This window comes from Streptomyces sp. NPDC018019, from assembly GCF_044327805.1.
In the GTDB taxonomy this organism is placed as follows: Bacteria; Actinomycetota; Actinomycetes; order Streptomycetales; family Streptomycetaceae; genus Streptomyces.
This window is the reverse complement of sequence record NZ_JBIRGD010000026.1, coordinates 109,434-133,449: the sequence shown is the minus strand read 5'-3', so window position 1 is coordinate 133,449 and position 24,016 is coordinate 109,434. Positions and strand designations below refer to the sequence as shown.

The following is a 24,016-nucleotide window of genomic DNA, read 5'->3' as shown; positions in this document are numbered from 1 at the left end:
CGGTGGGGCGGCAGCCGCACCGGCTCCTGGGGCCTCCGCCGCGTCAGGTGTGCGGGAGACTCGCCGCCAGCAGTTCCACGAAGCCGACGCCTTCGCGGGCGACGCCGAACGCTTCGGCCCGCAGCAGCGTCCGTTCCGCCCAGGCACGGTGCGGTTTGATCTCGTTCATCTTGTTCGTGTACGCGGAGCGCAACACGCCGCCGGCGCCCCGCTCGGGACGCAGGATGTCCATGGCGTCGCTGAACTCCTCGTGGCTGACGACCGAGAGCGCATGCACCGGCGCGACGTGCGAGGGGTGGATGCAGGTCTTGCCCTGCAGGCCGTTCGCGCGGTCGAGTTCGATCTCGCGCAGCAGCCCGTCCATGTCATGTTCGATCAGGGCCGTCCGGAGTTCCTCCGCCCGGCCCAGGAAGGGGCTCTGCCGCAGCTGCGGCTTGAACATCCGCTCGTGCAGACGGAAGTACTCCCACACCGGACCGGTGACCGTGAATCCGGTGCCGTCCGCCCGGCCGAGAACGTTCACCACATCGCCGATCACGGACGCGACGATCTGTACGTCGTACGCGGTCATGTCGGGGGCCCGGCGCAGGCCGTAGGCCGAGCAGAAGTCCGTGACGCCGAGGCGCAGCGCCAGGATCCGGTCACGGTATTTGTCCACCGTGCGCGCTATGCCCCGCAGCGTTTCGCCGCGGCTCTCCAGGTGGAGCAGTTCGGGCGACTCCAGCACCGGCATCGCGAACAGCCGCCGCCCGCAGTCCGCCTCCGCTCCGGCCAGCGCCTCCAGGAACGGCACTCCCCGCTCCTCGGTGAACTTGGGCAGTACAAATCCAGACAACAGCCGCACGGCAGGGCCCAGTCGGCGTACCAGGTCCGGTATCTGTGCAGCCGTGCGGACCCGTATGAAGAGCAAGGGGAGGTCCGTACCGTTCTCGGCCTGCTCGGCGAGGTCCGTGAACTGCCGTACGAGGTTTTCCTCGCCGGCCCCCACGTCCGCGTCGCTGATGGAGTCCTCCAGGCAGAGCACCATGGAGACCACGCCACGGCCGGCCTGCTTGACGATGTCCGCGGCGAGCTTGGGGCGGGTGGCAGGGCTGTAAAGCGTCGCACCGAGGGCCACCGAGAGCGTGCCGGGCGGGGAGTCGGCGGTGAACTCGACCGGCTCCTTGTGGAACAAAGCGTTCCGGATATCGGGCGCAAGGTGCCCAAAGTGACGCATAGAACTCCCCGTGAGCAGGCGGGGCCGGGGCCACCCCGCGGCGACTCGCTGTCTGGATCCGGCCGGTAATCGTACGTGCGGCCACGACGGGAAAGTTCCCGCCCATGTGAAAAGCACGTAACCCGCACACGACGGCCCGATGTCGCGGACACCCGACGGGCCACGCCGGTGAGGCCCCCGCGTTGTCCCTCCGACCTCCGGGAAGGCAGGATTACGGACATGACGCACGCGATGCTGAAAGGGTCGAACGTACCCCTCGACACCACGGCGGTCCGGGCCGTGGTGCGCTGGACGCCCGGCGCCGGGGTGCCCGATGTCGATGCCTCCGCCCTGCTTCTCGCCGCCGACGGCCGCGTGCGTTCCGATGCCGACTTCGTCTTCTACAACCAGCCCCGCCACCCCAGCGGTCTGGTGCGGCACCTGCCGAAGACGCGGCTGACCGACGGGCTGGCGGACACGATCGAGGCGGACCTGTCCGCCCTCGAAGCATCGGTGGACCGGGTCATGCTCACCGCCTCGGCGGACGGCGGAACCTTTGCCCACGTGCGGGACCTGCGGGTACTGCTGTACGACGCGGCCTCGAGCGAGGACGCGCCGATCGCGGTCTTCGACGTGGTGCCGGAGACGGGCAAGGAGACGGCCCTGATCTGCGGTGAGTTGTACCGGCGCGGTGATCGGTGGAAGTTCCGTGCGCTCGGGCAGGGGTACGAGAAGGGGCTGAACGGGCTGGCCACCGAGTTCGGGATCTCGGTGGAGGAGGACGACGCGTCCGCGGCCACCGATTCCGGCACGGCCGCTTCCGCACCGTCCGCCCCGGCCCCTGGCACGGCGGTCGCGGACGGTTCCGGGGCGTCTGCTCCCACGCCCGCGTCCACACCCGCCGCGGGTGGCAACGGCGCGACGACCGGCAGCGCGGCAGCGGGCGGCGGCACGCACGGCGACGCGGATGGTTCCTCGGCTTCGTCGGGTGCGGATGGTTCCTCGGCTTCGTCGGGTTCCGAGGCCGCCACGCAGCACCTTCCTGACCCGGACCCGTCGCAGGCCCCGGCATCGCCCCCGGCTGGGGCACCGGTTCCCGCCCCGGCCTCGGCTCCGGCTGCGCAGGCGGAGCCGGACTCCTTCCCGCTGCCGCCGCCCGCCCCGCCGGCGACAGCGCCGCCCGTGGGGGCGCCGGCTGCCGCCTTCCCGCCTCAGCCGCAACCGACCGGCGGAGGTTACGGCTATCCGCCGAACGCTCCGCACATCCCGCCGCCTCCGGCCCAGCCACCGGCCCAGCCCGCGTACGGGTATCCCGGCCCGATGCCGCAGCAGCCGCAGGGGCAGCCCGCGTACGGCTATCCGCAGCCGCCGCAGCCGCCCCAGCACCAGCCCTATCCGACGGGGCCGATGGGCCCGGCCGTCCCGGGCCCGCCGGCCTACGGGTACCCGCAGCAGCCTCCGGGCCCGATTCCGGACCCGAACTTCGCCCTGCCGCCGCAGGGACCGCAGTTCCAGCACCGCTGACCGGCGCCCGGCAGCCCGCCGCATCAGAGGGCCGAATCTGCGGCGGGCGGACAGTCCCCGACGGGCGGCGGCCTGCGACCGAGAGGCCGTAGACACATGTCCGTGCACCGGGGGCACAGGCACCAACATTGGCACGGTCGCAACGTCGGCACGGGCACCATCACCGGCCGGGGCACAACCACCGGCACGACCGCCGGACGGACGCGAGGACCGGACACACGTAAGCACCGGGCCGAGCGGGGCCAGCCGGACCGTCGCAGGCCCAGCCGAGCGCAGACCGGACGAGCGTGGACGCCCGGCCGAGCGCAAACCGGCCCGGACACAGATCGGCCAAGACACAGACCGGCCACGACGCAGACCCGACCGGACGTCAGCCCCAGGCCGAGCCCGGAAGGCGAACCGAGCCCAGACAGCGAGCCAAGCACGGCCACCGGGCCAAGCACGGCCACCGCCCCAGGCAGCACCACCGGGCCAAGCACGGCCACCGCCCCAGCCAGCACCACCGAGCCGAGCAGGGCCACCGCCCCAGCCAGCGCGATCGAGCCCAACAGCACCACCGCCCCAGCCAGGACCACCGAGGTCAACAGCACACCGCCCCAAGCAGGACCGCCGGACCAGAACGGACCACCACCCCAGCCCGCACCACCGCCCCGGACGCCCCGCCCCCGAACGCGAACACCGGCCCGGACGCCCCGCCCCTAACGCGAACACCGGCCCCAGGCTCACGGTTAAGCCCCAGCGCCCCGCCCCTCACACCTTCGTCTTGTACCCCCGCCCCCATTGCAGGCCCCACCCGTACAGGCGGTCCAGTTCGGACTGGAAGCCGTAGACGTATTTGACCTCGCGGCGGACGGTGAGATCGCCCTTGTTGTTCTCCAGCATGAAGATGGCGCAGGAGCGGGCCTGTGGCGCCCGTTCGTCGAGGCCGATCTCCACGCGTGGGCCGCTGCTCGGGTAGAGCGTCACGACGGCGTGGGTACGGTCGAAGGCCGGGGTGCCGTCGTAGATGTAGACGAAGATCAGCAGGCGCTTGATCTCGTCGCGGTGGTCGAGGTTGATGTAGAGCGTCTCACCGGAGGGCGAGCCGAACCGGTCGTCGCCGCTGAGCTTCACATACGGCGCGGCGTTGATGTCCCCCAGGAAGTTGCCCAGCGGCTGTACGACGCCCTTGGTGCCGTCCTTGAGCTCGTACAGGCAGGCCAGGTCCAGGTCGATCTTGACGACCGCCGGCCCCTGCGCCTGCACCACCTCCGGCTTGAACAACTTGCCGGGGTTGCGCAGCAGGCTCCCGCCCCGCTGCGAGCCGCGCATCCCGATGTCGGACGTGCGCATCTGCCACGACAGGTTGACCCGGAGGTGCCCGGAGGCCGCGCCCTGCTTCGTCAGCGAGACCACCGGATTGCGCTTGGTCAGCTCGACCACATACGACGCACCACCGGCTTCGAACTTCGGCGCCCCGCCCCGCCGCCAATTGTCCAAGAACGACACCTTGCCCCACCCCATCGATCCGACCCGAAGGCCGCCCGCCCCGATGGCCCGACGGCCCGACTGCTGCTTGCTCCCGCCGTTCCCGGCCGCCCCGTGGCCCGGTACGGCCGCGGGGCGGCCATGGAGTGAGCACTCCATGGCCGCCCCGCAGAGAGCGTTCCTCAATCAGCGCTTCGTCACACTCCGGAGGCGACTTCCGACTTTGTTTCGGAGTTCTTCCCCGGCTTGCCGTCCTGTCGGTTCTTGCGCACCGACGACCAGAAGGACAGTGCGATCAGCAGGATTCCGATCAGGCCGGTGATGACCTCTTGGATCTCGTACTTGATCGTGATGAGCAGGATGACGGCCAGCGCGCCGATGGCGTAGTGCGCGCCGTGCTCCAGGTAGACGTAGTCGTCCAGGGTTCCCTTGCGGACCAGGAAGACCGTCAGCGAACGGATGTACATCGCGCCGATGCCCAGACCCAGCGCCATCTCGAAGATGTCGTTGGTGATGGCGAAGGCGCCGATGACGCCGTCGAAGGAGAACGACGCGTCGATGACCTCCAGGTAGAGGAACAGGAAGAACGCGGCCTTGCCGGCGAGGCCCACGCCCGAGACCGAGCGCTTCGGCGCCGCCCCGTTCGGACCGGCTTCCCGGGCCGCCACGGCCGCCTTCGCCCGGCTGTCGTCGTCCTCGTCCTCGTCCTCGTCGTCCTCGGCCTCCTCCAGCTTGTCCTCGAAGTAGCCGGAGATACCGCCCACGATCAGGTACGTGAGCAGGCCCGCGACGCCGGACAGCAGCACCGTCGCGCTCTTGTCACCGCCGCCGTGCGCGACGTCGGTGGCCAGCGTCATCGCCGTGACCAGCAGGACGACCAGCGCGATGATGACGGACAGCATGTCCAGCTTGCCGATTTTGGCCAGCGGCCGTTCCAGCCAGCCCAGCCACTTGTGCTCGCGCTCCTCGAAGATGAAGTCGAGGAAGATCATGAGCAGGAACATGCCACCGAAGGCCGCGATGGCCGGGTGGGCTCCCGTGACCAGGTGCTCGTACTGCGTCTTGTCGTTGATCGCCAGGTCGACGGCCTCGATCGGTCCCATCTTCGCGGTGATCGCGACGATGACCACCGGAAAGACCAGACGCATGCCGAAGACGGCGATGAGAATGCCGACGGTCAGAAAGATCTTCTGCCAGAAGGCGTTCATCTTGCGCAGGATGCCGGCGTTGATGACCGCGTTGTCGAACGAGAGCGAGATCTCCAGGATCGACAGGATGCCGACGATCGCGAGCCCCTGCCACCCCCAGAGGACGCCGGCCAAGGCCAGGCCGGCCGCCGTGACGGCGAACGACCAGCCAAAGGTTCTCAGGAGCACTGCCTAACCCAATCCCTCGCTGTGTGGGGTCCCCCGCGCGCAGTGCGCGGCGCTTTACGAAACGTTGACCCCGAAGTCTAGAGCGATGCCTCGCAACCCCGACGCGTACCCCTGGCCCACCGCGCGGAACTTCCATTCACCGTGGTAGCGGTACACCTCACCGAAGATCATCGCCGTTTCGCTGGAGGCGTCCTCGCTGAGGTCGTAACGGGCCAGCTCACTGCCGTCCGCCTGATTGACGACCCGGATGAAGGCGTTGCTGACCTGGCCGAAGCTCTGGCCGCGCAGATCCGCCTCATGGATCGAGACCGGGAAGACGATCTTGTCGACCTCTTCGGGGACCTTGCTCAGGTCGACGAGGATCGACTCGTCGTCCCCCTCGCCCTCACCGGTGAGGTTGTCCCCGGTGTGCTCGACCGACCCGTCCGGGCTCTTGAGATTGTTGTAGAAGACGAAGTACTCGTCTCCGAGCACCCGCCCCGACCTGCACAGCAGCGCGCTGGCATCCAGGTCGAACGGTGCTCCCGTGGTCGAGCGCGCGTCCCAGCCCAGGCCGACCATGACCTGCGTGAGATTCGGCGCGGCCTTCGAGAGGGAGACGTTGCCTCCCTTTGCGAGCGTGACGCCCATGGTGTTCGCATCCTCCCCGGTGACGGTGGTGCCGCGGTGGTCCACGGCTTTCCTACGGGCCCTGCACCACCCGTACGAGGCGGACACGAACCCGGATACGGCGCCTGTACGGCCCTCGCGTGGACCATGCGCGGTCCACGCACGCCGCGCTCCGGGGCCCGCGTCCCGTACGGGTGCGTACGGGCTTCAAGCACGCCCGGCGCCGTACGCCCCGGGACAGGGGGGTACGGCGCCGGGCGCGGAAGATGACTCCGGTCAGACGTTGACGCCGAAGTCCTGCGCGATGCCGCGCAGGCCCGAGGCGTAGCCCTGACCGATGGCCCGGAACTTCCACTCCGCGCCGTTGCGGTACAGCTCGCCGAAGACCATGGCGGTCTCGGTCGAGGCGTCCTCGCTCAGGTCGTAGCGCGCGAGCTCGTTGCCGTCGGCCTGGTTCACGACGCGGATGAAGGCGTTGCGCACCTGGCCGAAGCTCTGCTGGCGGTTCTCGGCGTCGTAGATGGACACCGGGAACACGATCTTGGCGACATCGGCCGGCACGGCGGCCAGGTTCACCTTGATCTGCTCGTCGTCGCCCTCGCCCTCACCGGTGATGTTGTCACCGGTGTGCTCGACCGAGCCGTCCGGGCTCTTCAGGTTGTTGAAGAACACGAAGTTCTGGTCGTTGGCGACCTTGCCCTGGTCGTTGGTCAGCAGAGCACTGGCGTCCAGGTCGAAGTCCGTACCGGTGGTGGTACGGGCGTCCCAGCCCAGACCGACGACGACCGCGGTCAGATTGGGGGCTTCCTTCGTCAGCGAGACGTTGCCGCCCTTGCTGAGGCTGACTCCCACGAGTCCTCCTTGGGTTCGAGGGGTACGAAATGCTTTGCGCCCCCATCGTGCATGGCATCGGATCAACGATTTGATCCTAGTGACCGGTTCCCACCGATTACAGGTAGCGGTACGGACACGGCGCCGATGTCGTGCCGGCTCCGGCGGGAGCGGGGGCCGCGGCCAGGGCCGGCCGGGGCGGCGACGGCCGCCCGGACGGGCCCGGCGCGCCCGGAGCAGAAGCCCGGAGCGGAAGCCCGGATCAGAGGTTGTCGAGCGCCTTGAGGTAGTCGTTGAGGTCGCGGGCGTCGGGCAGGCCGTTGACGACCGTCCAGCGCACCACGCCCTCCTTGTCGATGATGAAGGTCCCGCGCACCGCGCAGCCCTTCTCCTCGTCGAAGACGCCGTACGCCCGCGACACCTCGCCGTGCGGCCAGAAGTCCGACAGCAGCGGGTATTCCAGGCCCTCCTGCTCGGCGAAGACGCGCAGCGAGAAGGGCGAGTCGTTGGAGACGGCCAGCAGCTGCACGTCGTCGTTGACGAACTTCGGCAGCTCGTCGCGCAGGGCGCACAGCTCGCCGGTGCACACGCCGGTGAAGGCGAAGGGGTAGAAGAGGAGGACCACGGCCTTCTCGCCGCGGAAGCCGGAGAGCTTGACCAGCTCGCCGTGCTGGTTCTTCAGCTCGAAATCCGGAGCCTTCGTGCCGACCTCGATCGCCATGGGGACCGTTCCCTTCGCAGACGCCGTGAGCGGACGCGCCGCCGCGCCCGGACGCCGTCCCCGGCGTACGCGCGGGCACCGCCGCCGACGGCCGCTCCGGCGGATTCCAACAGGTTGCGGCCAACCCTACGCGCCGGGGCACACACACCGAGCCCCCCACCGGATCACCCGGCGGAGGGCTGGGTACGGAATCGTGGGGGCTCGGCTCAGCGCTTGCCGGACTTGGCGGCCTTGGGGGTGACCAGGCGGCTGCCGCTCCAGTCCTTGCCCGCGTTGATGCTCCTGGTCTGGGACAGGCCCGCAGTCTGCGCGGCTTCATTGATGTCGCTCGGCTCGACGTACCCGTCACGGCCGGTCTTGGGCGTCATCAGCCAGATCTCGCCGCCCTCGTCGATCAGACCGATGGCATCCACCAGCGCGTCCGTGAGGTCGCCGTCGTCATCGCGGAACCACAGCACGACGACGTCGGCGACGTCGTCGTAGTCCTCGTCAACGATCTCCTGGCCGATCACGGCCTCAATGGCTTCGCGGAGCTCCTGCTCGACGTCGTCGTCGTAGCCGATCTCCTGGACCACCTGTCCGGGCTCGAACCCCAGCCTGGCGGCAGGGTTGGTCCGCTCCTCCGCGTGGTCCGCGGTCGCGCTCACGGATTGCCTCCTGTCATGTTTCGGTAAATAGCTTGCACCCCACGCACGCGCGGGGCATTGGGCGTAGTCCACACGGGCCGGGCGGATCGCGCAAGTACCCGGCGACTGAGACCGTCGAAACGGTGACGTTTACCGCCGTCTCGCCGCAACTACGACCCCGCACGCGCGACGGGGAGTGATTCACCCCACACCTTTTTGCGGCCTTTATGGAGTTTTGAGAGGGGACTGCGCCCTTTGGGGGGCGTCATCCGGCGCGCGGACCCGTCTTCGGGGCTCGTACGACCGTACGGCGGCCGGTTTCGGTGTGGGCGTATGGTTGCGATTTGGCCGACCTGAAAAACCGGCCTTTCAGCGCCCGTCTCTTAGGGAGTGGTTACCCACCGGTAGAGATGACGTATCCCGGCGAGCCGGTACACGATGGAAGACGGCGCGACACCAAGCAGAGCAATACCGAACAGCGAAGGAACAGCGTGGCTTCCGGATCCGATCGCAACCCGATCATCATTGGCGGCCTTCCCAGCCAGGTCCCGGACTTCGATCCCGAAGAGACCCAGGAATGGCTCGACTCGCTCGACGCAGCCGTCGATGAGCGAGGCCGGGAACGTGCCCGCTACCTCATGCTCCGCCTGATCGAGCGTGCCCGCGAGAAGCGCGTGGCCGTGCCCGAGATGCGCAGCACGGATTACGTCAACACCATCGCGACCAAGGACGAGCCGTTCTTCCCCGGCAACGAGGAGATCGAGCGCAAGGTCCTGAACGCGACCCGGTGGAACGCGGCGGTCATGGTCTCCCGGGCGCAGCGCCCCGGAATCGGCGTCGGCGGCCACATCGCCACCTTCGCGTCCTCCGCCTCGCTCTACGACGTGGGCTTCAACCACTTCTTCCGGGGCAAGGACGACGGCAAGGGCGGCGACCAGATCTTCTTCCAAGGCCACGCCTCCCCCGGCGTGTACGCCCGCGCGTTCCTTCTGGACCGCCTCAACGAGGCGCAGCTGGACGCCTTCCGCCAGGAGAAGTCCAAGTTCCCCAACGGTCTGTCCAGCTACCCGCACCCGCGGCTGATGCCGGACTTCTGGGAGTTCCCGACCGTCTCGATGGGCCTCGGCCCGCTCGGCGCGATCTACCAGGCCCGGATGAACCGCTACATGGAGGCGCGCGGCATCGCCGACACCTCCGACTCGCACGTGTGGGCGTACCTGGGCGACGGCGAGATGGACGAGCCCGAGTCGCTCGGCCAGCTGTCCATCGCCGCGCGTGAGGGTTTGGACAACCTGACCTTCGTGGTCAACTGCAACCTGCAGCGCCTGGACGGCCCGGTCCGCGGCAACGGCAAGGTCATGCAGGAGCTGGAGTCGCAGTTCCGCGGCGCCGGCTGGAACGTGATCAAGCTGGTGTGGGACCGCAGCTGGGACCCGCTGCTGGCCCAGGACCGCGACGGCATCCTGGTCAACAAGCTGAACACGACGCCGGACGGCCAGTTCCAGACGTACGCGACCGAGACCGGCGCCTACATCCGCGAGCACTTCTTCGGCGACGACCACCGCCTGCGCGCGATGGTCGAGAACATGACCGACCAGCAGATCCAGCACCTGGGCCGCGGCGGTCACGACCACAAGAAGATCTACGCGGCGTACGCGGCGGCCAAGGCGCACAAGGGCCAGCCGACGGTGATCCTCGCGCAGACCGTCAAGGGCTGGACGCTCGGCCCGAACTTCGAGGGCCGCAACGCGACCCACCAGATGAAGAAGCTGACGGTCGACGACCTGAAGATGTTCCGCGACCGGCTGCACCTGCCGATCCCGGACAAGGACCTGGAGGACGGCCTGCCGCCGTACTACCACCCGGGTCGCGACTCCGAAGAGATCCAGTACATGCACGACCGCCGCAAGGCGCTGGGCGGCTACGTGCCGACCCGTGTCGTGCGGGCCAAGCCGCTGCCGCTGCCGGACGAGAAGGCGTACGCGGGCGCGAAGAAGGGCTCCGGCCAGCAGAAGATCGCCACGACCATGGCATTTGTGCGGGTCCTGAAGGACCTCATGCGGGACAAGGAGATCGGCAAGCGCTTCGTGCCGATCGCGCCCGACGAGTACCGCACCTTCGGCATGGACGCGTTCTTCCCGTCCGCGAAGATCTACAACCCGCTGGGCCAGATCTACGAGTCGGTCGACCGCGAACTGCTGCTGGCGTACAAGGAGTCGCCGACCGGCCAGATGCTGCACGACGGCATCACCGAGGCCGGCTGCACCGCCTCGCTGATCGCGGCGGGCTCCGCCTACGCCACGCACGGCGAGCCGCTGATCCCGGTCTACGTCTTCTACTCGATGTTCGGGTTCCAGCGCACCGGTGACCAGTTCTGGCAGATGGCCGACCAGCTCGCGCGCGGCTTCGTGCTGGGTGCGACCGCCGGCCGTACGACCCTGACCGGTGAGGGCCTCCAGCACGCGGACGGCCACTCCCAGCTGCTCGCCTCGACCAACCCGGCGTGCGTGGCCTACGACCCGGCGTACGGGTACGAGATCGCGCACATCGTCAAGGACGGTCTGCGCCGGATGTACGGCGAGAACAGCGAGGACGTCTTCTACTACCTCACCGTCTACAACGAGCCGATCCAGCACCCGGCCGAGCCGGCGGACGTGGACGCCGAGGGCATCCTCAAGGGCCTGTACCGCTTCAAGCAGGGCGAGAAGGGCGAGCACGCGGCCCAGATCCTCGCCTCCGGCGTGGCGGTGCCGTGGGCGCTGGAAGCGCAGCAGATCCTGGCCGACGAGTGGAACGTCAAGGCGGACGTCTGGTCGGCGACCTCCTGGAACGAGCTGCGCCGCGACGCGGTGGAGGCCGAGGAGCACAACCTGCTCCACCCGGAGGAGGAGCAGCGCGTCCCGTACGTGACGCAGAAGCTGGCGGACGCCCAGGGTCCGAAGGTGGCCGTTTCCGACTGGATGCGGGCGGTTCCGGACCAGATCGCGCGCTGGGTGCCGGGCACCTACCAGTCGCTGGGCGCCGACGGCTTCGGCTTCGCGGACACGCGGGGCGCGGCCCGCCGCTTCTTCCACATCGACGCGCAGTCGATCGTCCTCGGCGTGCTCACCGAGCTGGCCAAGGAGGGCAAGGTGGACCGCTCGCTGCTGAAGCAGGCGATCGACCGCTACCAGCTGCTGGACGTCACGGCGGCGGAGGCCGGCGAGGCGGGCGGCGACGCGTAGGCGTCCCGTACCGCCGATGGACCACGCGGCGCCCCCGGCCGGATCTCCTCCGGCCGGGGGCGCCGCGCATTGCCGTGCGGTGTCCGGTCCGCCGCCGGTGTCACCGGTGGCGGCCGGTGAGCGTACGGCGCGCCGCGGGTCCGGTCAGACCGGGGACCCGGCGGCCATGGTGGCGATCCGGATGATCGCCAGCACCGTGTCGACCGCACCGAGGACAACAGCCACCAGGGCCGGGAGCGCCTGGCCCCCGGTGCTCCACCGGCGGCCCATCGCGAGCCACCCGAGGAGCACGGCCACCGGTCCCAGAACGATGCTCAGGATGAAGAATCCGGCGACCGCGCAAATGAGTCCGAGCACGCCCAGCGTCGCGCGGTCCGGCCCGCTCCGAGGCCCCGTCCGGTCCCGTGAGCGGGGGTTCTTGCGCAGGTGGGTACGGAATCGCGTACGGCTGTGCTGTCCGAGGCCCGCCATCATCCCTCCCGAGGGTCGCGTGGTCCGGGCTCGCGTCCCGGGTACCCCGCGCCGCCGCCCCCACTCCCCCGCTCAGCGTTCCCAGATTTTGAACGCCCTGACCTGGTACGGGGATTCGGGCACCCAGCTGCCACCGCCCGGGTAGGTGTCGAACTCCCCGGTCTCCTGGCACTCGGCGCTCTGGTATGTGGTCACCGGCCGCCCCGTGCGGTTGGCGAAGGAGGCGGCGCGGGCCCCGGCGGGCAGCGTGACGCAGCTTTCGATGTCGGTGTCGGCCAGTTCGTGGACCTGCCGCTTGCCGGTGAAACCGCGGCCGGGCCAGACGCAGAACTGGCCGGTGGCGCAGTCGCCGGCGGCCGGCCCCGCGTGGGCCCGTGGCCGTTCCTGCGGTGTGCCGTGCGCGGCCGGGACGCCGAAGTGGGCGGCGGCCAGTGCGGCGACTCCCGCGATCAGGACGCCGGTGTGGATCGTACGGATGCGCATCGTTTCCCCCGTGGAGTGTGAAGTGGCCTGCCGCGGCGGGCGGTTGTCCGCCGCGGGGTCGGTGGTCCGAGCTTGGCGGCAGGCGGGAACGGGCGCCAGGCCCGCACAGATCGGTCCACCCGGACAGGCGATACGCGTCCGTCGCAGATTCAACGGGCCGTGCGGGGCCGGTGGTTGACGCGGGTCGATGGGCGTACGGCCATGTCAGCGTACGCAGGGGTGCGGAGAAGCCCAGACCCGTACGAGTGACCGCACGCCTGTGGAGAAACGAAACGCGCGGCCGGCCGGGGCGGGTGCCCCGGCCGGCCGCGCGTCGACGCGACCCGGTCGTCCGGCGGACCGTCAGATGTGCCCGACGCCCGCGCCCGCCTCCGCGTTGGCACCGCGCTTGGTGAACAGCGCGACGACGGCCGCGACGACCGCCACGGCGCACGCGACGGTGAAGGCCAGGCCCATGCCGGACACGAACGTCTCGTGCACGGCGGTACCGATGCGGTCGACGATCTGCGGCGTCATGCCCGGGGCCTGGGCCACCTGCGGCGGTACCGCGCCGACCTCGGCTGCGGCCTTCAGCGCCGGGTCCGGCGCGCCCGGCAGGCCCGCCTTGGTCCAGTTGCCCGCGAAGTCGGAGCCGACCTTGCTGGACATCACGGCGCCGAGCACCGCCGTACCGAGGCTGCCGCCGACCTGCATGGCGGCCTGCTGGAGGCCGCCGGCCACGCCGGACAGCTCCAGCGGCGCGTTGCCGACGATGACCTCGGTGGCGCCGACCATGACCGGCGCCAGGCCCAGGCCCAGCAGCGCGAACCACAGGGACATCGTCAGGGTGCCCGTACCGGTGGACAGCGTCGTCATGCCGAACATGGCGACGGCGGTGAACACCATGCCGCCGACGAGCGGGATGCGGGGCCCGAACTTGGTGATCAGCGCGCCCGCGGCCGGCGAGCCGACGATCATCATCGCGGTGAGCGGCAGCAGGTGCAGACCGCTGTCGACCGGGCTCAGGCCGTGCACGTTCTGCAGGTAGAAGGTGACGAAGAAGAGGCCGCCCATGAAGGCGAAGGCCATCAGCACCATCAGGACCGTACCGGCCGTCAGCGGTACCGAACGGAACATCCGCAGCGGGATCAGCGGCTCGCGGACCTTGGTCTCCAGGATCGCGAAGGCGGCGAAGACGACGACCGCGGCGGCCAGGAAGCCCAGCGTCTTCGCGTCGCCCCAGCCCCACTCACCGGCCTTGATCAGCGCCCAGATGAGGCAGAACATGGCGCCGGAGAGCAGCACGATGCCGGGGATGTCGAAGGAGCGCGGGGCGTTCTGGGCGCGGTGGTCCTTGAGGATGACCAGGCCCAGGACGAGGGCGAGCACACCGACCGGCACGTTGATGAAGAACACCGACTGCCAGTTCACGTGCTCGACGAGCAGACCGCCGACGATCGGGCCGCCGGCGGTGGAAGCGCCGATGACCATGCCCCAGATGCCGATGGCCATGTTGAGCTTCTCGGCCGGGAAGGAGGCCCGCAGCAGTCCGAGGGCGGCGGGCATCAGGAGCGCGCCGAAGATGCCCTGGAGCACGCGGAAGGTGATGACCAGCGAGACCTCACTGGACAGGCCGATGGCTCCGGAGGCGAGCGCGAAGCCCACCACGCCTATGAGGAAGGTCTGGCGGTGGCCGAAGCGGTCACCGAGCTTGCCGGCCGTGATCAGCGAGACGGCGAGGGCCAGCAGATAGCCGTTGGTGATCCACTGGACATCGGCGAGCGACGCCTTGAGGTCCGCCTGGATGGCCGGGTTGGCAATGGCGACGATGGTGCCGTCGAGGGCCACCATCATGACGCCGATCGCGACGGAGAACAGGGTCAGCCACGGATGGCCCCGGAGTCCCTTGCGAGGCTCCGGTACGGGAAGGTCCGGCGCGGCGTGGGCAACCGGGGTCTGAGAGCTCATCCTTCGAGGCTAATGTCAGCCACTGACAGTTGACAAAGCAATTCATGAGTCGGTAACTGTCATTTAGCTCACAGGTATCCTGAGCAGCGGAGACAACGAGAAAGGCGGCGCAGGATGACCCGCTCCACGCCGCAGGTGACACGACCTGAAACCGCCTGGACCCCCGTGCCGGGCGAGCCCTCCGGGGCCGGAGGGATGGCTTCCACGGGCGGCGGGCCGTCCGCCGCCCGGCCGGCGCAGCCCGCCACCGCCCCCTCCGGCGGCCTGCGCGAGCGCAAGAAGCAGCGCACCCGCGACGCACTGATCCGCTCCGCCCTCGAACTGTTCACGGCGCACGGCTACGAAGAGACGACGATCGACGAGATCGCCGAGGCCGTCGACGTCTCGCAGCGCACGTTCTTCCGCTACTTCGCGAGCAAGGAGGAGGTCGTCTTCGCCGTCCAGGAGATGGTGGAGGCGCGCTTCATCGAGGAGCTGGAGCGGCGGCCGTCGGCCGAGGCGCCCCTGGAGGCGCTGCACAACGCGGTGATGTCCTCGTGGGACGACATCGGCGGCGCGATCCAGTCGGTGATCCCGCTGGAACTGCACATGCGGACGTACCGGATGATCGAGTCGACACCCGCGCTGGTCGCCGCCCACTGGCGCCGCTACGCGGACCTGGAGGAGCAGATCGCCCGCCTCGTCGCCGGGCGCGAGGGGCTGGACGTGGCGGCCGATCCGCGCCCCCGGGTGGTCGTCGCGGCGTTCAGCGGCGTGATGCGGGTCGCCGGGAAGGTGTGGGGCGAGGGCGAGGACGTGAGCGTGGAGTCGATCCGCGAGATCACCGAGGAGTACCTCGCGAAGATCGTGCCGGCTGTGTGCGGCGCGTGGCCGGGACGGTGAGCCGGGAACGGCGGCGGGCCGTCGGCGGGACCGTCCGAGTACCTGCGTGAGAACGTTTCTGCACGTCTGAGCGCCGGGCCGTCGCACACCATGTCCGATGTGGCCCGAATGACCGGACCGAAACGTGACATCCCTCACCCCCTGGGCGGGCGCCCCGCCACGTCTCCTAGGGTGGCCCGCGGTGACTTCTTCCTTCTCGGGGCTCGGCGCTCCCTCCTTCGGTTTCCTGCAGTCCACCGCCTGGCGTGCGGCGCTCGCCCTGGTGGTGGTGTTCGTGATGCTCGCGATGACCGGCTGGACGGCCGTCAGAGGCAGCACGGACGACGCCAACCCGCTGGCCACCGCGCGGTCCGCGTGGGAGCACGCCTCCTTCCGCGGGCACCGGCTGCCGGATTCCGGCTCCGCGCCCGGCACGCTCGCCGCCTTCTTCCGGTCGCTGGGCCGCGCCGACCGGGCGGCGCTCGCCGACCGCTTCCCGCTGGTGGTCGGCAACATGGGCGGCGCCCCCGTGGACCTGCGTTACCGGGCCAACAAGCAGGCGTTGCGGCAGGCCGGTGAGGTGGCGCGGAAACGGGCGCACGACCGGCGGCTGACTCCGGTGGGCCGCCAGGAGGCGAGCCGGCTGATGCACCGCTTCGCCTCGATGGAGGCCCCCGGCCGGCAGATCCTCGCCTTCGACCCGGCCGGCGGCGGCCGGGCCGCCGAGGTCTTCGGTGACCTGCGGCAGGCCCGCCACGTGTCGGTGGTGGTGCCCGGCGTGGACACCAACCTGGCCACCTTCGAGCGCACGGCACGGGCGACCAGCGCGCCCGCCGGCATGGCCAAGTCGCTCTACGAGGCCCAGCGGTCCACCCGCGCCGGCGCCCGTACGGCGGTGATCGCCTGGGCCGACTACACCGCGCCCGCCGGGCTCGGGGTCGGCGCCGCCACCGGGCAGCTCGCCGAGGCGGGCGCGGTCCGGCTGGACGCGCTGGTCCGGGCCCTGCCGAAGGCCGCCTCCGTGTCGCTGATGTGCCACAGCTACGGCTCCGTGGTGTGCGGCGTCGCGGCACACCGGCTGCCGTCCTCCGTGAGCGACATCGCGGTGGCGGGCAGCCCCGGGATGCGGGCGGAGACTGTTGCCGGGCTCCGCACGCACGCCCGGGTCTGGGCGATGCGGGACGCCGACGACTGGATCCAGGACGTGCCGTACCTGGAGGTCGGCGGGCTCGGTCACGGTGCGGACCCGGTCACTCCGGCCTTCGGCTCGCGGGTGCTGTCGGCCCACGGCGCCAAGGGGCACGCCGGGTACTTCGCGCCCGGTACCCAGAGCCTGCGCAACTTCGCGATGATCGGGGTGGGCGCGGTCTCCTCGGTGGACTGCGCCGCACAGGACCGGGACTGCTCGGCGGACCTTGCCTGAGCGGCGGCGGCCGGGTTCCCGGTGCGAGAGTCGCCCGCCGGGCGGCGGCACGTCGCGGGTAGGGCACGTCGCGCCCCACAGGCCCCGTCCCGGTCGTGGCGACAGGCCGGATACCGGTGTCACGGGTTCCGCGTTCCGGACGTGCCGGACGCGCGGGTGGCATGGGGCAAAAGCGGCTTGACGCGCGTAGCGCATGATGTCCGGAAGGGGGACGGGCGGGCGACCGCCGCTTACGATGAGCCGCATGGGTGATGTGCTGGCCGGTTTTCACGCCGTCTGGGAGTTCGACACGGACTCCGTGCTCATCCGCTTCGAACGGGGGATCCGCAGGCCGAAGCTGTTCCAGGCGCTCGGCGAGCGGCGCGTCCCGTACGAGGCGCTGAGGTCCGTCGAGCTGTCGCCGGGCAGGCGCGGCACGGTGGTGCTGCGCGCGGTGCCCCGGCCGGGCGCCGACCCGCTGATGGAGGCCGCGGCCGGTCAGCTCAAGGAGGACCTCGACCCGTACCGCCTGGTGCTGCCCGCCGAGCGCGAGGTCCTGGCCGAGTACTACCGGGACGAGCTGCGCGGCGCGCTCGGGCCCGCCGCCGCGCTCCCCGCGGACGAGCACCTGGTGGCCGCGCCGGAACCGCCGCTGGCCTTCAAGGCGTACGACGGCAAGGCGTCCTTCGACGGCAGCTCGGTCGCGTTCCGCTGGTTCTGGACGGGCGCCTCGTCGGCCAAGTGGAAGTGCGGCGACCAGACCTTCCCGGTCGGTGGGCTGGCCGGGGTGGAGTGGCGCTCGCCGGAGGGCGGCGCCGGGGTGCTGTCGGGCAACGGGTACCTGCGGCTGGTGGAGCGCGGGGCGGAGCACCGGCGGCCCGGCGAGGCGGACCAGGACCCGGCCTCGGTGGTGTTCGGGCTCGGTTACGGGGCGGTGCACGAGTCGCTGCCGTTCGCCGCCGCGGTGCTCCAGGCCGTACGGACCGGCGCTGCGGAGGGGGAGGCGGCACCGCGCCGGCCGGCACCGCCCCGGGACGACGCGCGGCGCGATCCGGCCGACATCGCGGACCGCATCCGGCAGCTGGGCGAGCTGCACACGGCGGGCCTGCTGACGGACGCGGAGTTCACGTCGAAGAAGGCCGAGCTGCTGGCGGAGCTGTAGCCGGTGCGGACGGGGCGCGGATGCGGGCGGGCGCGGCCTGCGTTCCCGTACCGGGGTATGACGCCGCCGCTTCCCGTACCGGGGTATGACGGCAGAGGCCGGCCCCCGGTATGACGCCCCGGCACCCGGCCGCCGCTTACGCTGACCAGGCCATGAAGACGACACCACACCCCACGGGCGATCTCCGCCGCATCCGCTCCCGCCTCCTGCGGGCCGGCCGGCAGGCGCTGCGCACGCTGGCCGAAGATCTCGGGACGCCGACCGGCCCCGGCGCCCCGCTCTTCGGCCAGGTGCAGAACCGCTGGCTGCGCCTGCTGCCGTACGCGGTCGCCTTCATCTTCATGGTGTCGCTGCTGCCCTCGACGGTGACCGTACTGACCAACGACTACGGGCTCGGCGGCGGGCCGGCCGGCGCGCTGGCCACCGCCCAGACCGTGCCGCTGCTGCTGGCGGTGACCCGGCCGCTCCAGGCGTGGTGGGTGATCTTCACGGCGGATGTCGTCGGCGGCATCCTGCTGGGCTTCATGCCGGAAGCCGTCGGCCGCGTCTGGCCCTGGCCGCCCCCGGCCATCGTCGGGTATCTGGTCCTGATGCTGGCGCTCTCGCTCCGCGAGAGGCGGCGCACCCTGATGTCCGTCTGGGGCGCGACCGGCGCGGTGAGCATCCTCTTCGAGATCGTCGGCCAGGAGCACGGCGACGGCACCTGGGTGCTGATGTTCGTCCTCTCCGGCGTCGTGCTGCTGGTGGGCGGCGCGCTCCGGGAGCGCGGGGCCGCCCAGCGCAAGCTGATCGAGCAGGAGAACATCAGCGAGGCCGAGCGCGCCATGCGGACGCTGCTGGAGGAACGCACCCGCATCGCCCGCGAGCTGCACGACGTCGTCGCCCATCACATGTCGGTGATCACGGTCCAGGCGGACAGCGCGCCGTACCGCATCAGCGGCATACCGGAAGCGGCCCAGGAGGAGTTCAGCACGATCGCGGCCACCGCGCGGGAGTCGCTGGCCGAGATGCGGCGGCTGCTGGGGGTGCTGCGCAGCGAGGAGACGGAACGGCACGGCGGTCCGGAGAAGGCGCCGCAGCCCGGCCTCGCACAGCTGCCGAAGCTGGTCGAGGGAACGGTGCGGGCCGGAGTGCCGGTGGAACTGGTGCTGCCCGACGAGCCGGTGGCCCTGGCGCCCGCGACGGACCTGTCGGCGTACCGCATCGTGCAGGAGGCGCTGGCCAACGTCGTGCGGCACGCGCCGGGCGCGCACACCCGCGTCTCCGTCACGGCCGACGAGGACGGCGGCCGGCTGACCGTCCTGGTCGTCAACAGCGCCCCGCCGCGCCCCGCCGCGCCGCTGGAGACCTCCGGTACCGGTCACGGCCTGGTCGGTATGCGCGAGCGCGTACGCCTGGTGGACGGCACCCTGGACACCGGCCCCCTGCCCGACGGTGGCTTCCGTGTCGCCGCACAACTGCCCATGACAGCAAAGGACCGTAACCCCGCATGACCACTCGGGTGATCATCGTCGACGACCAGGCCATGGTGCGCGCCGGCTTCGCCGCCCTGCTCGCCGCGCAGAGCGACATCGACGTCGTCGGTGACGCGCCGGACGGCGTGCAGGGCGTCGAACTGAGCCGCCGTACGCACCCGGACGTGGTGCTGATGGACGTCCGGATGCCGGAGATGGACGGGCTGGAGGCGGCCCGGCGGCTGCTGGACCCGCCGTCCGGCGTCGTGCACCGGCCGAAGGTGCTGATGCTCACCACGTTCGACGTGGACGACTACGTGTACGAGGCGCTGCGCGCCGGGGCGTCCGGGTTCCTGCTCAAGGACGCGCCGCCGGCCGACCTGATTTCGGCGGTGCGGGTGGTGGCGGCGGGCGAGGCGCTGCTCGCGCCGTCCGTGACGCGGCGGCTGATCGCCGACTTCGCCCGGCAGCGGCCCGCGCCGCGCAAGGACCGTACCGCGCTGCGGCTCAACGGGCTGACGCCGCGCGAGACGGAGGTGCTGGAGCTGATCGCCCGCGGGCTGTCGAACCAGGAGATCGCCGAGTCGCTGGTGCTCGCCGAGCAGACCGTGAAGACGCACATCGGCCGGGTGCTGGCCAAGCTGGGGCTGCGCGACCGCGCCCAGGCGGTGATCTTCGCGTACGAGTCGGGGCTGGTGTCGCCCGGGGCGAACTGACCGGCGGCGGGAACACGGGTGGGAGCGCGGGAGGCTGACGCGCCCCCGCCCTTTTTCGTTCCCGCCTTCTCGCGCTCCGCCACCGGCACGTGCCGTCGCCGCGCTGGTCGGCATGGGTGAGGATGGGGACAGCCCCCGTACGGCACCTGGGGGTGGCCGGTCGTGCTGGAGGACGAGCGCGGCCGGGACCCCCTACCCCGGTATCAGCGGGCAGTTGGCTCCGGGGTGTGACGTGCCGTCACCCGTCCGCTTCCTACGTTTCCCTCCGCCACACCAACGGAAGAGGGAGACCCCACCATGTCCAAGCTGCGCCGGTTCACGCAACGCGGTAGGCGCACGCTCGTCGCGGTCGCGCTGGCGGCGGCGGTCGTCGGCGGTACCGGCGGCTGGGCGGTGGGCTCCACGCAGGAGGCCGTCACCGGGCCCGCGCCCGGCGCCGCGGCCTGGCGCGCGGACCACTTTCTCGGCAAGCGGCTGCCCGACCCGGCGACCGTCGCCCCGGCCGAGGTCGCCCGGTTCTTCCGCTCGCTGAGCGAGGCGGAGCGGCAGGAGCTGGCGGCACGTCACCCGCTGACCGTGGGCAACCTCGACGGCGCGCCGCTCGCCCTGCGCTACCAGGCCAACGCCCGGGCGCTGAAGGCGGAGCGCGACCGCCTGCTCGCCCGCGCCACGGACCCCGCCGGGACCCTCCAGGACCACCGGGAAGCGCGCCGGCTGGCCGACCGCTACACCGAACTGCTGCGCCCCGGCCGGCAGATCCTCGCCTTCGACCCGCGCGGCCGGGGCCAGGTGGCCGAGGTGTTCGGGGACCTGGCGGCGGCGCAGCGCACGTCCGTGTTCGTGCCGGGCTCGGACATCGACCTGTCCTCGTCCGACCGGGCGCGCGACCCGTACGGCACGCCGTCCGGCATGGCCAAGTCGCTGCGGGCCCGGATGGCCGCCGAAGCGCCCGGCGTCCGTACGGCCGCCATCGCCTGGACCGGCTACACCACCCCGATGGGCCTCGGCCCGGACGCCGCGACCGGCCGCCTGGCGGAGGCCGGCGCCCCGCGCCTGGCCCGCTTCCTGGACGGTCTGGCCGCCGTCGGCGTCCCGGCCCCCGCCCTGCTGTGCCACAGCTACGGCTCGGTCGTCTGCGCCCTGGCCGTACCGCGGCTGGACCAGGGACGGATCGCCGACCTCATCGTCTTCGGCTCCCCGGGGATGCGGACGGACAGCGTGGCGGCGCTGCGCACCACCGCCCGGGTGTGGGCCGCCCGCGACGCGTCCGACTGGATCGGCAACGTGCCGCACGTCGAGTTCCTGGGCCTGGGCCACGGTACGGACCCGACCGACCCGGAGTTCGGCGCGCGCCGGGTGCCGGCGCGGACGGCCGAGGGCCACACCGGCTATCTCGCGCCCGGCACGGACTCGTTGCGCAACTTCGCCGACATCGCGCTCGGCCGCTACGCCCAGGTGCGCTGATGGGCACCGGACACGCACACCGCGGCCCGGCCCCGACCGTCCGCACCTTGCCGCGGCCCCGCCCCGCCGCTCCGCACCTCACGCGGCCCGGCGCCCGCCCCTCCCGAACTTCCCGTCCTGCCGGACCACCTCGGAAAGAGGTCCTCATGGCCACCCCGCTCCCGGCCCCGCTCCTGGCCCCGGTCCGCAAGGCCGTCCGCGCCATCGAGGGCCGTACGCCCGCCCACCGCGACCGTGCCATCGACGGTCTGCGTGCCCTCGCGCTGCTCGCCGTGCCGACCGGTCACTGGCTGCTCGGCGGCTTCACCCTCGACGCCGGCGGCGCGCTGCACAACGCCAGCCCGCTGTCCTCCTTCGCCGCCCTCGCCCCGGCCGGCTGGGTCCTCCAGATGCTCGGCATCTTCTTCCTGGTCGGCGGCTACGCGTCGGTGCTGTCCTTCCACCGCGCCGCCGGGCGCGGTGAGTCCACGGGCCGCTGGCTGCGGGCGCGCCTCGCCCGGCTGGGCCGTCCCGTCCTCGGCGTCACCGCCGTCTGGGCAGCGCTGATCCCGGTCCTGTCCGCGCTCGGCGTGCCCGAGGCCACGCTCCGTACGGGGGCGACCCTGGTCATCCAGCCGCTGTGGTTCGTCGGGGTCTACGCGGGCGTCACCGCGCTCACCCCGTACTGCGTGCGCGCGGCCCGCCGGATGGGCGCGTGGGCGGCGGCGCCGCTGCTGGCCGCCGTCGCCGTCGTCGACTTCCTGCGGTACGGGCCGTACGCCGACGCCATGCCGTCCTGGCTGAGCCTGCTCAACCTGCTGCCGGGCTGGATGTTCGCCTACCAGCTGGGCGTGGCCTGGGGCGAGCGGCGGCTCGGCCGGCGTGCCGCCTGGACGCTGCTGCTCGGCGGCACCGCGCTGTTCGCCGCGCTGCTGCTCTTCTTCCACTACCCGACGAGCATGGTCGGCGTCCCGGGCCAGGACCGCACGAACTCCCACCCGCCGTCGCTGCTGGTCCTCGCGCTGGCCGCCGCCCAGTCGGGCGCGGCGGTCCTGCTGCGCGACCGGATCGCCCGGCTGCTGCGCCGCCCCGCCCTCTGGGCGCCCGTGGTGGTCGTCAACCTCTGCGCGATGACGGTCCTGTGCTGGCACCAGACGGCGATGTTCTCGGCGGCCGTGCCCGCGTCGTTCCTCGGTGCCGTGCCCGGTCTCACGATGGCGCCGGACACCGTGGGCTGGGTCCTCGCCCGGCTCGCCTGGCTGCCCGTCTTCGCCGTCCTCCTGGTGCTGATCGGCCGGGTGACCCGCCGTTTCGAGGCGCCGTGGACCGGGATGACGGCGGTCCGGCGGGCGCTGGCGGGGGTCCTGGCGGCGGCGTTCGCGGTGTTCGCCCTGGGGCTGGCCTGAGCCGGGCCGGGAAGGCGTGGCGGGCGGTGCCGCCCCGGGGGACGGCACCGCCCGCCACGTGCCCGCCGTTACTCCCGGCCCGCCGAGGTGGACGTCATGTCCGCGTACCGGTCGCCCGCGACCTTGCCCGCGACCGGCTCCAGCCGCGCCAGCTCCTCCTCGCTGAGCACGATGCGCGTGGCGGCCGCGTTCTCCTCGATCCGGCTGCGCTTGCGGGTACCCGGGATCGGCACCACGGCCAGGCCGTGCACCTGCGCCTGCTGCTGCACCCAGGCCAGCGCGACCTGTCCGGGCGAGGCCCCGTGCGCGGCGGCGACCTCGCGCACCGGCTCCAGCAGGGCCGCGTTGGCCCGCGCGTTGTCGCCCGTGAAGCGGGGCTGCTGACGGCGGAAGTCGTCCGCGGCCAGCTCCTGGTCGGCGTTGACGAACGAGCCGGTCAGGAACCCGCGGCCGAGCGGCGAGTACGGCACGAAGCCGATGCCCAGTTCGCGGGCGGCCGGCACCACGCCGTTCTCCACGTCCCGGCTGAACAGCGACCACTCCGACTGCACGACCGCGATCGGGTGCACGCCCTGCGCCGCCCGCAGCTCACTGCCGGTGACCTCGCTCAGGCCCAGGTGCTTGACCTTGCCCTCGGCCACCAGCTCGGCCATCGCGCCGACGGTCTCCTCGATGGGGACGTCCGGGTCGCGCCGGTGCATGTAGTACAGGTCGATCTCGGTCACGCCGAGGCGGCGCAGGCTGGCCTCGACGGCCTGGCGGATGTAGGGGCGGTCGTTGCGGATGCTCCGTTTCGCCGGGTTCATCGGGTCGTCCGGGTCCGGGGCGATCGCGAACTTCGTCGCCAGCACGACCTCGTCCCGGTGGGCCCGGACGAACGGCGCGATGAACTCCTCGTTGTGCCCCATGCCGTACATGTCGGCGGTGTCGAAGAGTGTCACGCCCAGTTCGAGCGCCCGCTCCAGCGTCGCCCGCGCCTCGCCCGCGTCCTCCGTCGGGCCGTACGCGTAGCTCATGCCCATGCAGCCGAGGCCCTGGACGCCGACCCGCGGTCCGGAGGTGCCCAGCCGGACGGTGCCGATCTTCTCAGTGGTCATA

The 24,016-nt window shown here is 71.5% G+C and carries 20 protein-coding genes; 9 read left to right on the top strand and 11 right to left on the bottom strand.

Features of this window, described 5'->3' with window-relative positions:
• Window positions 1-43 precede the first annotated feature (43 nt).
• Window positions 44-1,216, bottom strand: coding sequence for an HpcH/HpaI aldolase/citrate lyase family protein (locus ACH4FX_RS33550; protein WP_398485211.1), 1,173 nt, complete (start codon window positions 1,214-1,216; stop codon window positions 44-46).
• 219 nt (window positions 1,217-1,435) lie between these two features.
• Between ACH4FX_RS33550 and ACH4FX_RS33545 the strand changes: the two genes are divergently transcribed.
• Complete coding sequence (locus tag ACH4FX_RS33545; protein WP_398485210.1) at window positions 1,436-2,719, top strand: TerD family protein; 1,284 nt, start codon at window positions 1,436-1,438, stop codon at window positions 2,717-2,719.
• Window positions 2,720-3,469: 750 nt separating this feature from the next.
• Here ACH4FX_RS33545 and ACH4FX_RS33540 read toward each other — a convergent pair.
• The 6 genes from ACH4FX_RS33540 to ACH4FX_RS33515 all read right to left on the bottom strand — a co-directional run bounded on the left by ACH4FX_RS33540 (window position 3,470) and on the right by ACH4FX_RS33515 (window position 8,370).
• Window positions 3,470-4,207 (bottom strand): Tellurium resistance, encoded by a 738-nt coding sequence (locus tag ACH4FX_RS33540; protein WP_398485209.1) that lies wholly within the window; start codon window positions 4,205-4,207, stop codon window positions 3,470-3,472.
• A gap of 176 nt (window positions 4,208-4,383) precedes the next feature.
• Window positions 4,384-5,562 carry a DUF475 domain-containing protein gene (locus ACH4FX_RS33535; protein WP_398485208.1) on the bottom strand — a complete coding sequence of 393 codons (1,179 nt, stop codon included), beginning with the start codon at window positions 5,560-5,562 and terminating at the stop codon, window positions 4,384-4,386.
• Between the two features lie 54 nt (window positions 5,563-5,616).
• On the bottom strand, window positions 5,617-6,192 hold the full coding sequence (locus ACH4FX_RS33530; RefSeq protein WP_398485223.1) for a TerD family protein: 576 nt from the start codon (window positions 6,190-6,192) through the stop codon (window positions 5,617-5,619).
• 255 nt (window positions 6,193-6,447) lie between these two features.
• The gene (locus ACH4FX_RS33525; RefSeq protein ID WP_030597448.1) at window positions 6,448-7,023 is read right to left on the bottom strand and encodes a TerD family protein; all 576 of its coding nucleotides are present in this window, start codon (window positions 7,021-7,023) and stop codon (window positions 6,448-6,450) included.
• 241 nt (window positions 7,024-7,264) lie between these two features.
• Window positions 7,265-7,723 (bottom strand): peroxiredoxin, encoded by a 459-nt coding sequence (locus ACH4FX_RS33520; protein WP_398485207.1) that lies wholly within the window; start codon window positions 7,721-7,723, stop codon window positions 7,265-7,267.
• 206 nt (window positions 7,724-7,929) lie between these two features.
• A complete protein-coding gene (locus tag ACH4FX_RS33515) occupies window positions 7,930-8,370 on the bottom strand; it encodes a DUF3052 domain-containing protein (protein ID WP_398485206.1) in 441 nt (146 codons plus the stop codon).
• Window positions 8,371-8,840: 470 nt separating this feature from the next.
• Here ACH4FX_RS33515 and aceE point away from each other — a divergent pair, with 470 nt between their 5' ends.
• Window positions 8,841-11,573 (top strand): pyruvate dehydrogenase (acetyl-transferring), homodimeric type, encoded by a 2,733-nt coding sequence (aceE, locus tag ACH4FX_RS33510; protein ID WP_398485205.1) that lies wholly within the window; start codon window positions 8,841-8,843, stop codon window positions 11,571-11,573.
• Between the two features lie 144 nt (window positions 11,574-11,717).
• On the opposite strand, the gene ACH4FX_RS33505 is transcribed toward aceE, so the two are convergent.
• The 3 genes from ACH4FX_RS33505 to ACH4FX_RS33495 all read right to left on the bottom strand — a co-directional run bounded on the left by ACH4FX_RS33505 (window position 11,718) and on the right by ACH4FX_RS33495 (window position 14,474).
• The gene (locus tag ACH4FX_RS33505) at window positions 11,718-12,047 is read right to left on the bottom strand and encodes a small hydrophobic protein (protein ID WP_398485204.1); all 330 of its coding nucleotides are present in this window, start codon (window positions 12,045-12,047) and stop codon (window positions 11,718-11,720) included.
• A gap of 69 nt (window positions 12,048-12,116) precedes the next feature.
• The gene (locus ACH4FX_RS33500; protein WP_398485203.1) at window positions 12,117-12,527 is read right to left on the bottom strand and encodes a peptidase inhibitor family I36 protein; all 411 of its coding nucleotides are present in this window, start codon (window positions 12,525-12,527) and stop codon (window positions 12,117-12,119) included.
• 342 nt (window positions 12,528-12,869) lie between these two features.
• Window positions 12,870-14,474: an MFS transporter gene (locus tag ACH4FX_RS33495; protein ID WP_398485202.1), complete on the bottom strand. Its 1,605-nt coding sequence runs from the start codon at window positions 14,472-14,474 to the stop codon at window positions 12,870-12,872.
• 195 nt (window positions 14,475-14,669) lie between these two features.
• Here ACH4FX_RS33495 and ACH4FX_RS33490 point away from each other — a divergent pair, with 195 nt between their 5' ends.
• From ACH4FX_RS33490 to ACH4FX_RS33460, 7 genes are all read left to right on the top strand, one after another.
• Window positions 14,670-15,356 carry a TetR family transcriptional regulator gene (locus tag ACH4FX_RS33490; RefSeq protein WP_398485201.1) on the top strand — a complete coding sequence of 229 codons (687 nt, stop codon included), beginning with the start codon at window positions 14,670-14,672 and terminating at the stop codon, window positions 15,354-15,356.
• A 181-nt stretch (window positions 15,357-15,537) separates the two neighbouring features.
• Window positions 15,538-16,758 carry an alpha/beta hydrolase gene (locus tag ACH4FX_RS33485; RefSeq protein ID WP_398485200.1) on the top strand — a complete coding sequence of 407 codons (1,221 nt, stop codon included), beginning with the start codon at window positions 15,538-15,540 and terminating at the stop codon, window positions 16,756-16,758.
• A gap of 244 nt (window positions 16,759-17,002) precedes the next feature.
• A complete protein-coding gene (locus ACH4FX_RS33480; protein ID WP_398485199.1) occupies window positions 17,003-17,899 on the top strand; it encodes a DUF4429 domain-containing protein in 897 nt (298 codons plus the stop codon).
• A gap of 152 nt (window positions 17,900-18,051) precedes the next feature.
• Window positions 18,052-19,392, top strand: coding sequence for a sensor histidine kinase (locus ACH4FX_RS33475; protein ID WP_398485198.1), 1,341 nt, complete (start codon window positions 18,052-18,054; stop codon window positions 19,390-19,392).
• Window positions 19,389-20,069 carry a response regulator gene (locus ACH4FX_RS33470; protein ID WP_398485197.1) on the top strand — a complete coding sequence of 227 codons (681 nt, stop codon included), beginning with the start codon at window positions 19,389-19,391 and terminating at the stop codon, window positions 20,067-20,069. The genes ACH4FX_RS33475 and ACH4FX_RS33470 overlap by 4 nt, the downstream gene beginning before the upstream one ends.
• A 297-nt stretch (window positions 20,070-20,366) precedes the next feature.
• Window positions 20,367-21,533 carry an alpha/beta hydrolase gene (locus ACH4FX_RS33465; protein ID WP_398485196.1) on the top strand — a complete coding sequence of 389 codons (1,167 nt, stop codon included), beginning with the start codon at window positions 20,367-20,369 and terminating at the stop codon, window positions 21,531-21,533.
• 146 nt (window positions 21,534-21,679) lie between these two features.
• On the top strand, window positions 21,680-22,918 hold the full coding sequence (locus ACH4FX_RS33460; RefSeq protein ID WP_398485195.1) for an acyltransferase: 1,239 nt from the start codon (window positions 21,680-21,682) through the stop codon (window positions 22,916-22,918).
• Between the two features lie 68 nt (window positions 22,919-22,986).
• Here the strand turns inward: ACH4FX_RS33460 and ACH4FX_RS33455 are convergent, their stop codons facing one another.
• Entirely contained in the window at window positions 22,987-24,015 is a 1,029-nt protein-coding gene (locus ACH4FX_RS33455) for an aldo/keto reductase (protein ID WP_398485194.1), read from the bottom strand.
• Window position 24,016 lies beyond the last annotated feature (1 nt).

Coding starts and splice junctions, on each gene's coding strand:
- ACH4FX_RS33465 (WP_398485196.1), top strand. CDS start 20,367: ATGTCCAAGCTGCGCCGGTTCACGCAACGCGGTAGGCGCACGCTCGTC.
- ACH4FX_RS33545 (WP_398485210.1), top strand. CDS start 1,436: ATGACGCACGCGATGCTGAAAGGGTCGAACGTACCCCTCGACACCACG.
- ACH4FX_RS33530 (WP_398485223.1), bottom strand. CDS start 6,192: ATGGGCGTCACGCTCGCAAAGGGAGGCAACGTCTCCCTCTCGAAGGCC.
- ACH4FX_RS33495 (WP_398485202.1), bottom strand. CDS start 14,474: ATGAGCTCTCAGACCCCGGTTGCCCACGCCGCGCCGGACCTTCCCGTA.
- ACH4FX_RS33475 (WP_398485198.1), top strand. CDS start 18,052: ATGAAGACGACACCACACCCCACGGGCGATCTCCGCCGCATCCGCTCC.
- ACH4FX_RS33500 (WP_398485203.1), bottom strand. CDS start 12,527: ATGCGCATCCGTACGATCCACACCGGCGTCCTGATCGCGGGAGTCGCC.
- ACH4FX_RS33455 (WP_398485194.1), bottom strand. CDS start 24,015: ATGACCACTGAGAAGATCGGCACCGTCCGGCTGGGCACCTCCGGACCG.
- ACH4FX_RS33460 (WP_398485195.1), top strand. CDS start 21,680: ATGGCCACCCCGCTCCCGGCCCCGCTCCTGGCCCCGGTCCGCAAGGCC.
- ACH4FX_RS33480 (WP_398485199.1), top strand. CDS start 17,003: ATGGGTGATGTGCTGGCCGGTTTTCACGCCGTCTGGGAGTTCGACACG.
- ACH4FX_RS33490 (WP_398485201.1), top strand. CDS start 14,670: ATGGCTTCCACGGGCGGCGGGCCGTCCGCCGCCCGGCCGGCGCAGCCC.
- ACH4FX_RS33550 (WP_398485211.1), bottom strand. CDS start 1,216: ATGCGTCACTTTGGGCACCTTGCGCCCGATATCCGGAACGCTTTGTTC.
- ACH4FX_RS33505 (WP_398485204.1), bottom strand. CDS start 12,047: ATGATGGCGGGCCTCGGACAGCACAGCCGTACGCGATTCCGTACCCAC.
- ACH4FX_RS33470 (WP_398485197.1), top strand. CDS start 19,389: ATGACCACTCGGGTGATCATCGTCGACGACCAGGCCATGGTGCGCGCC.
- ACH4FX_RS33520 (WP_398485207.1), bottom strand. CDS start 7,723: ATGGCGATCGAGGTCGGCACGAAGGCTCCGGATTTCGAGCTGAAGAAC.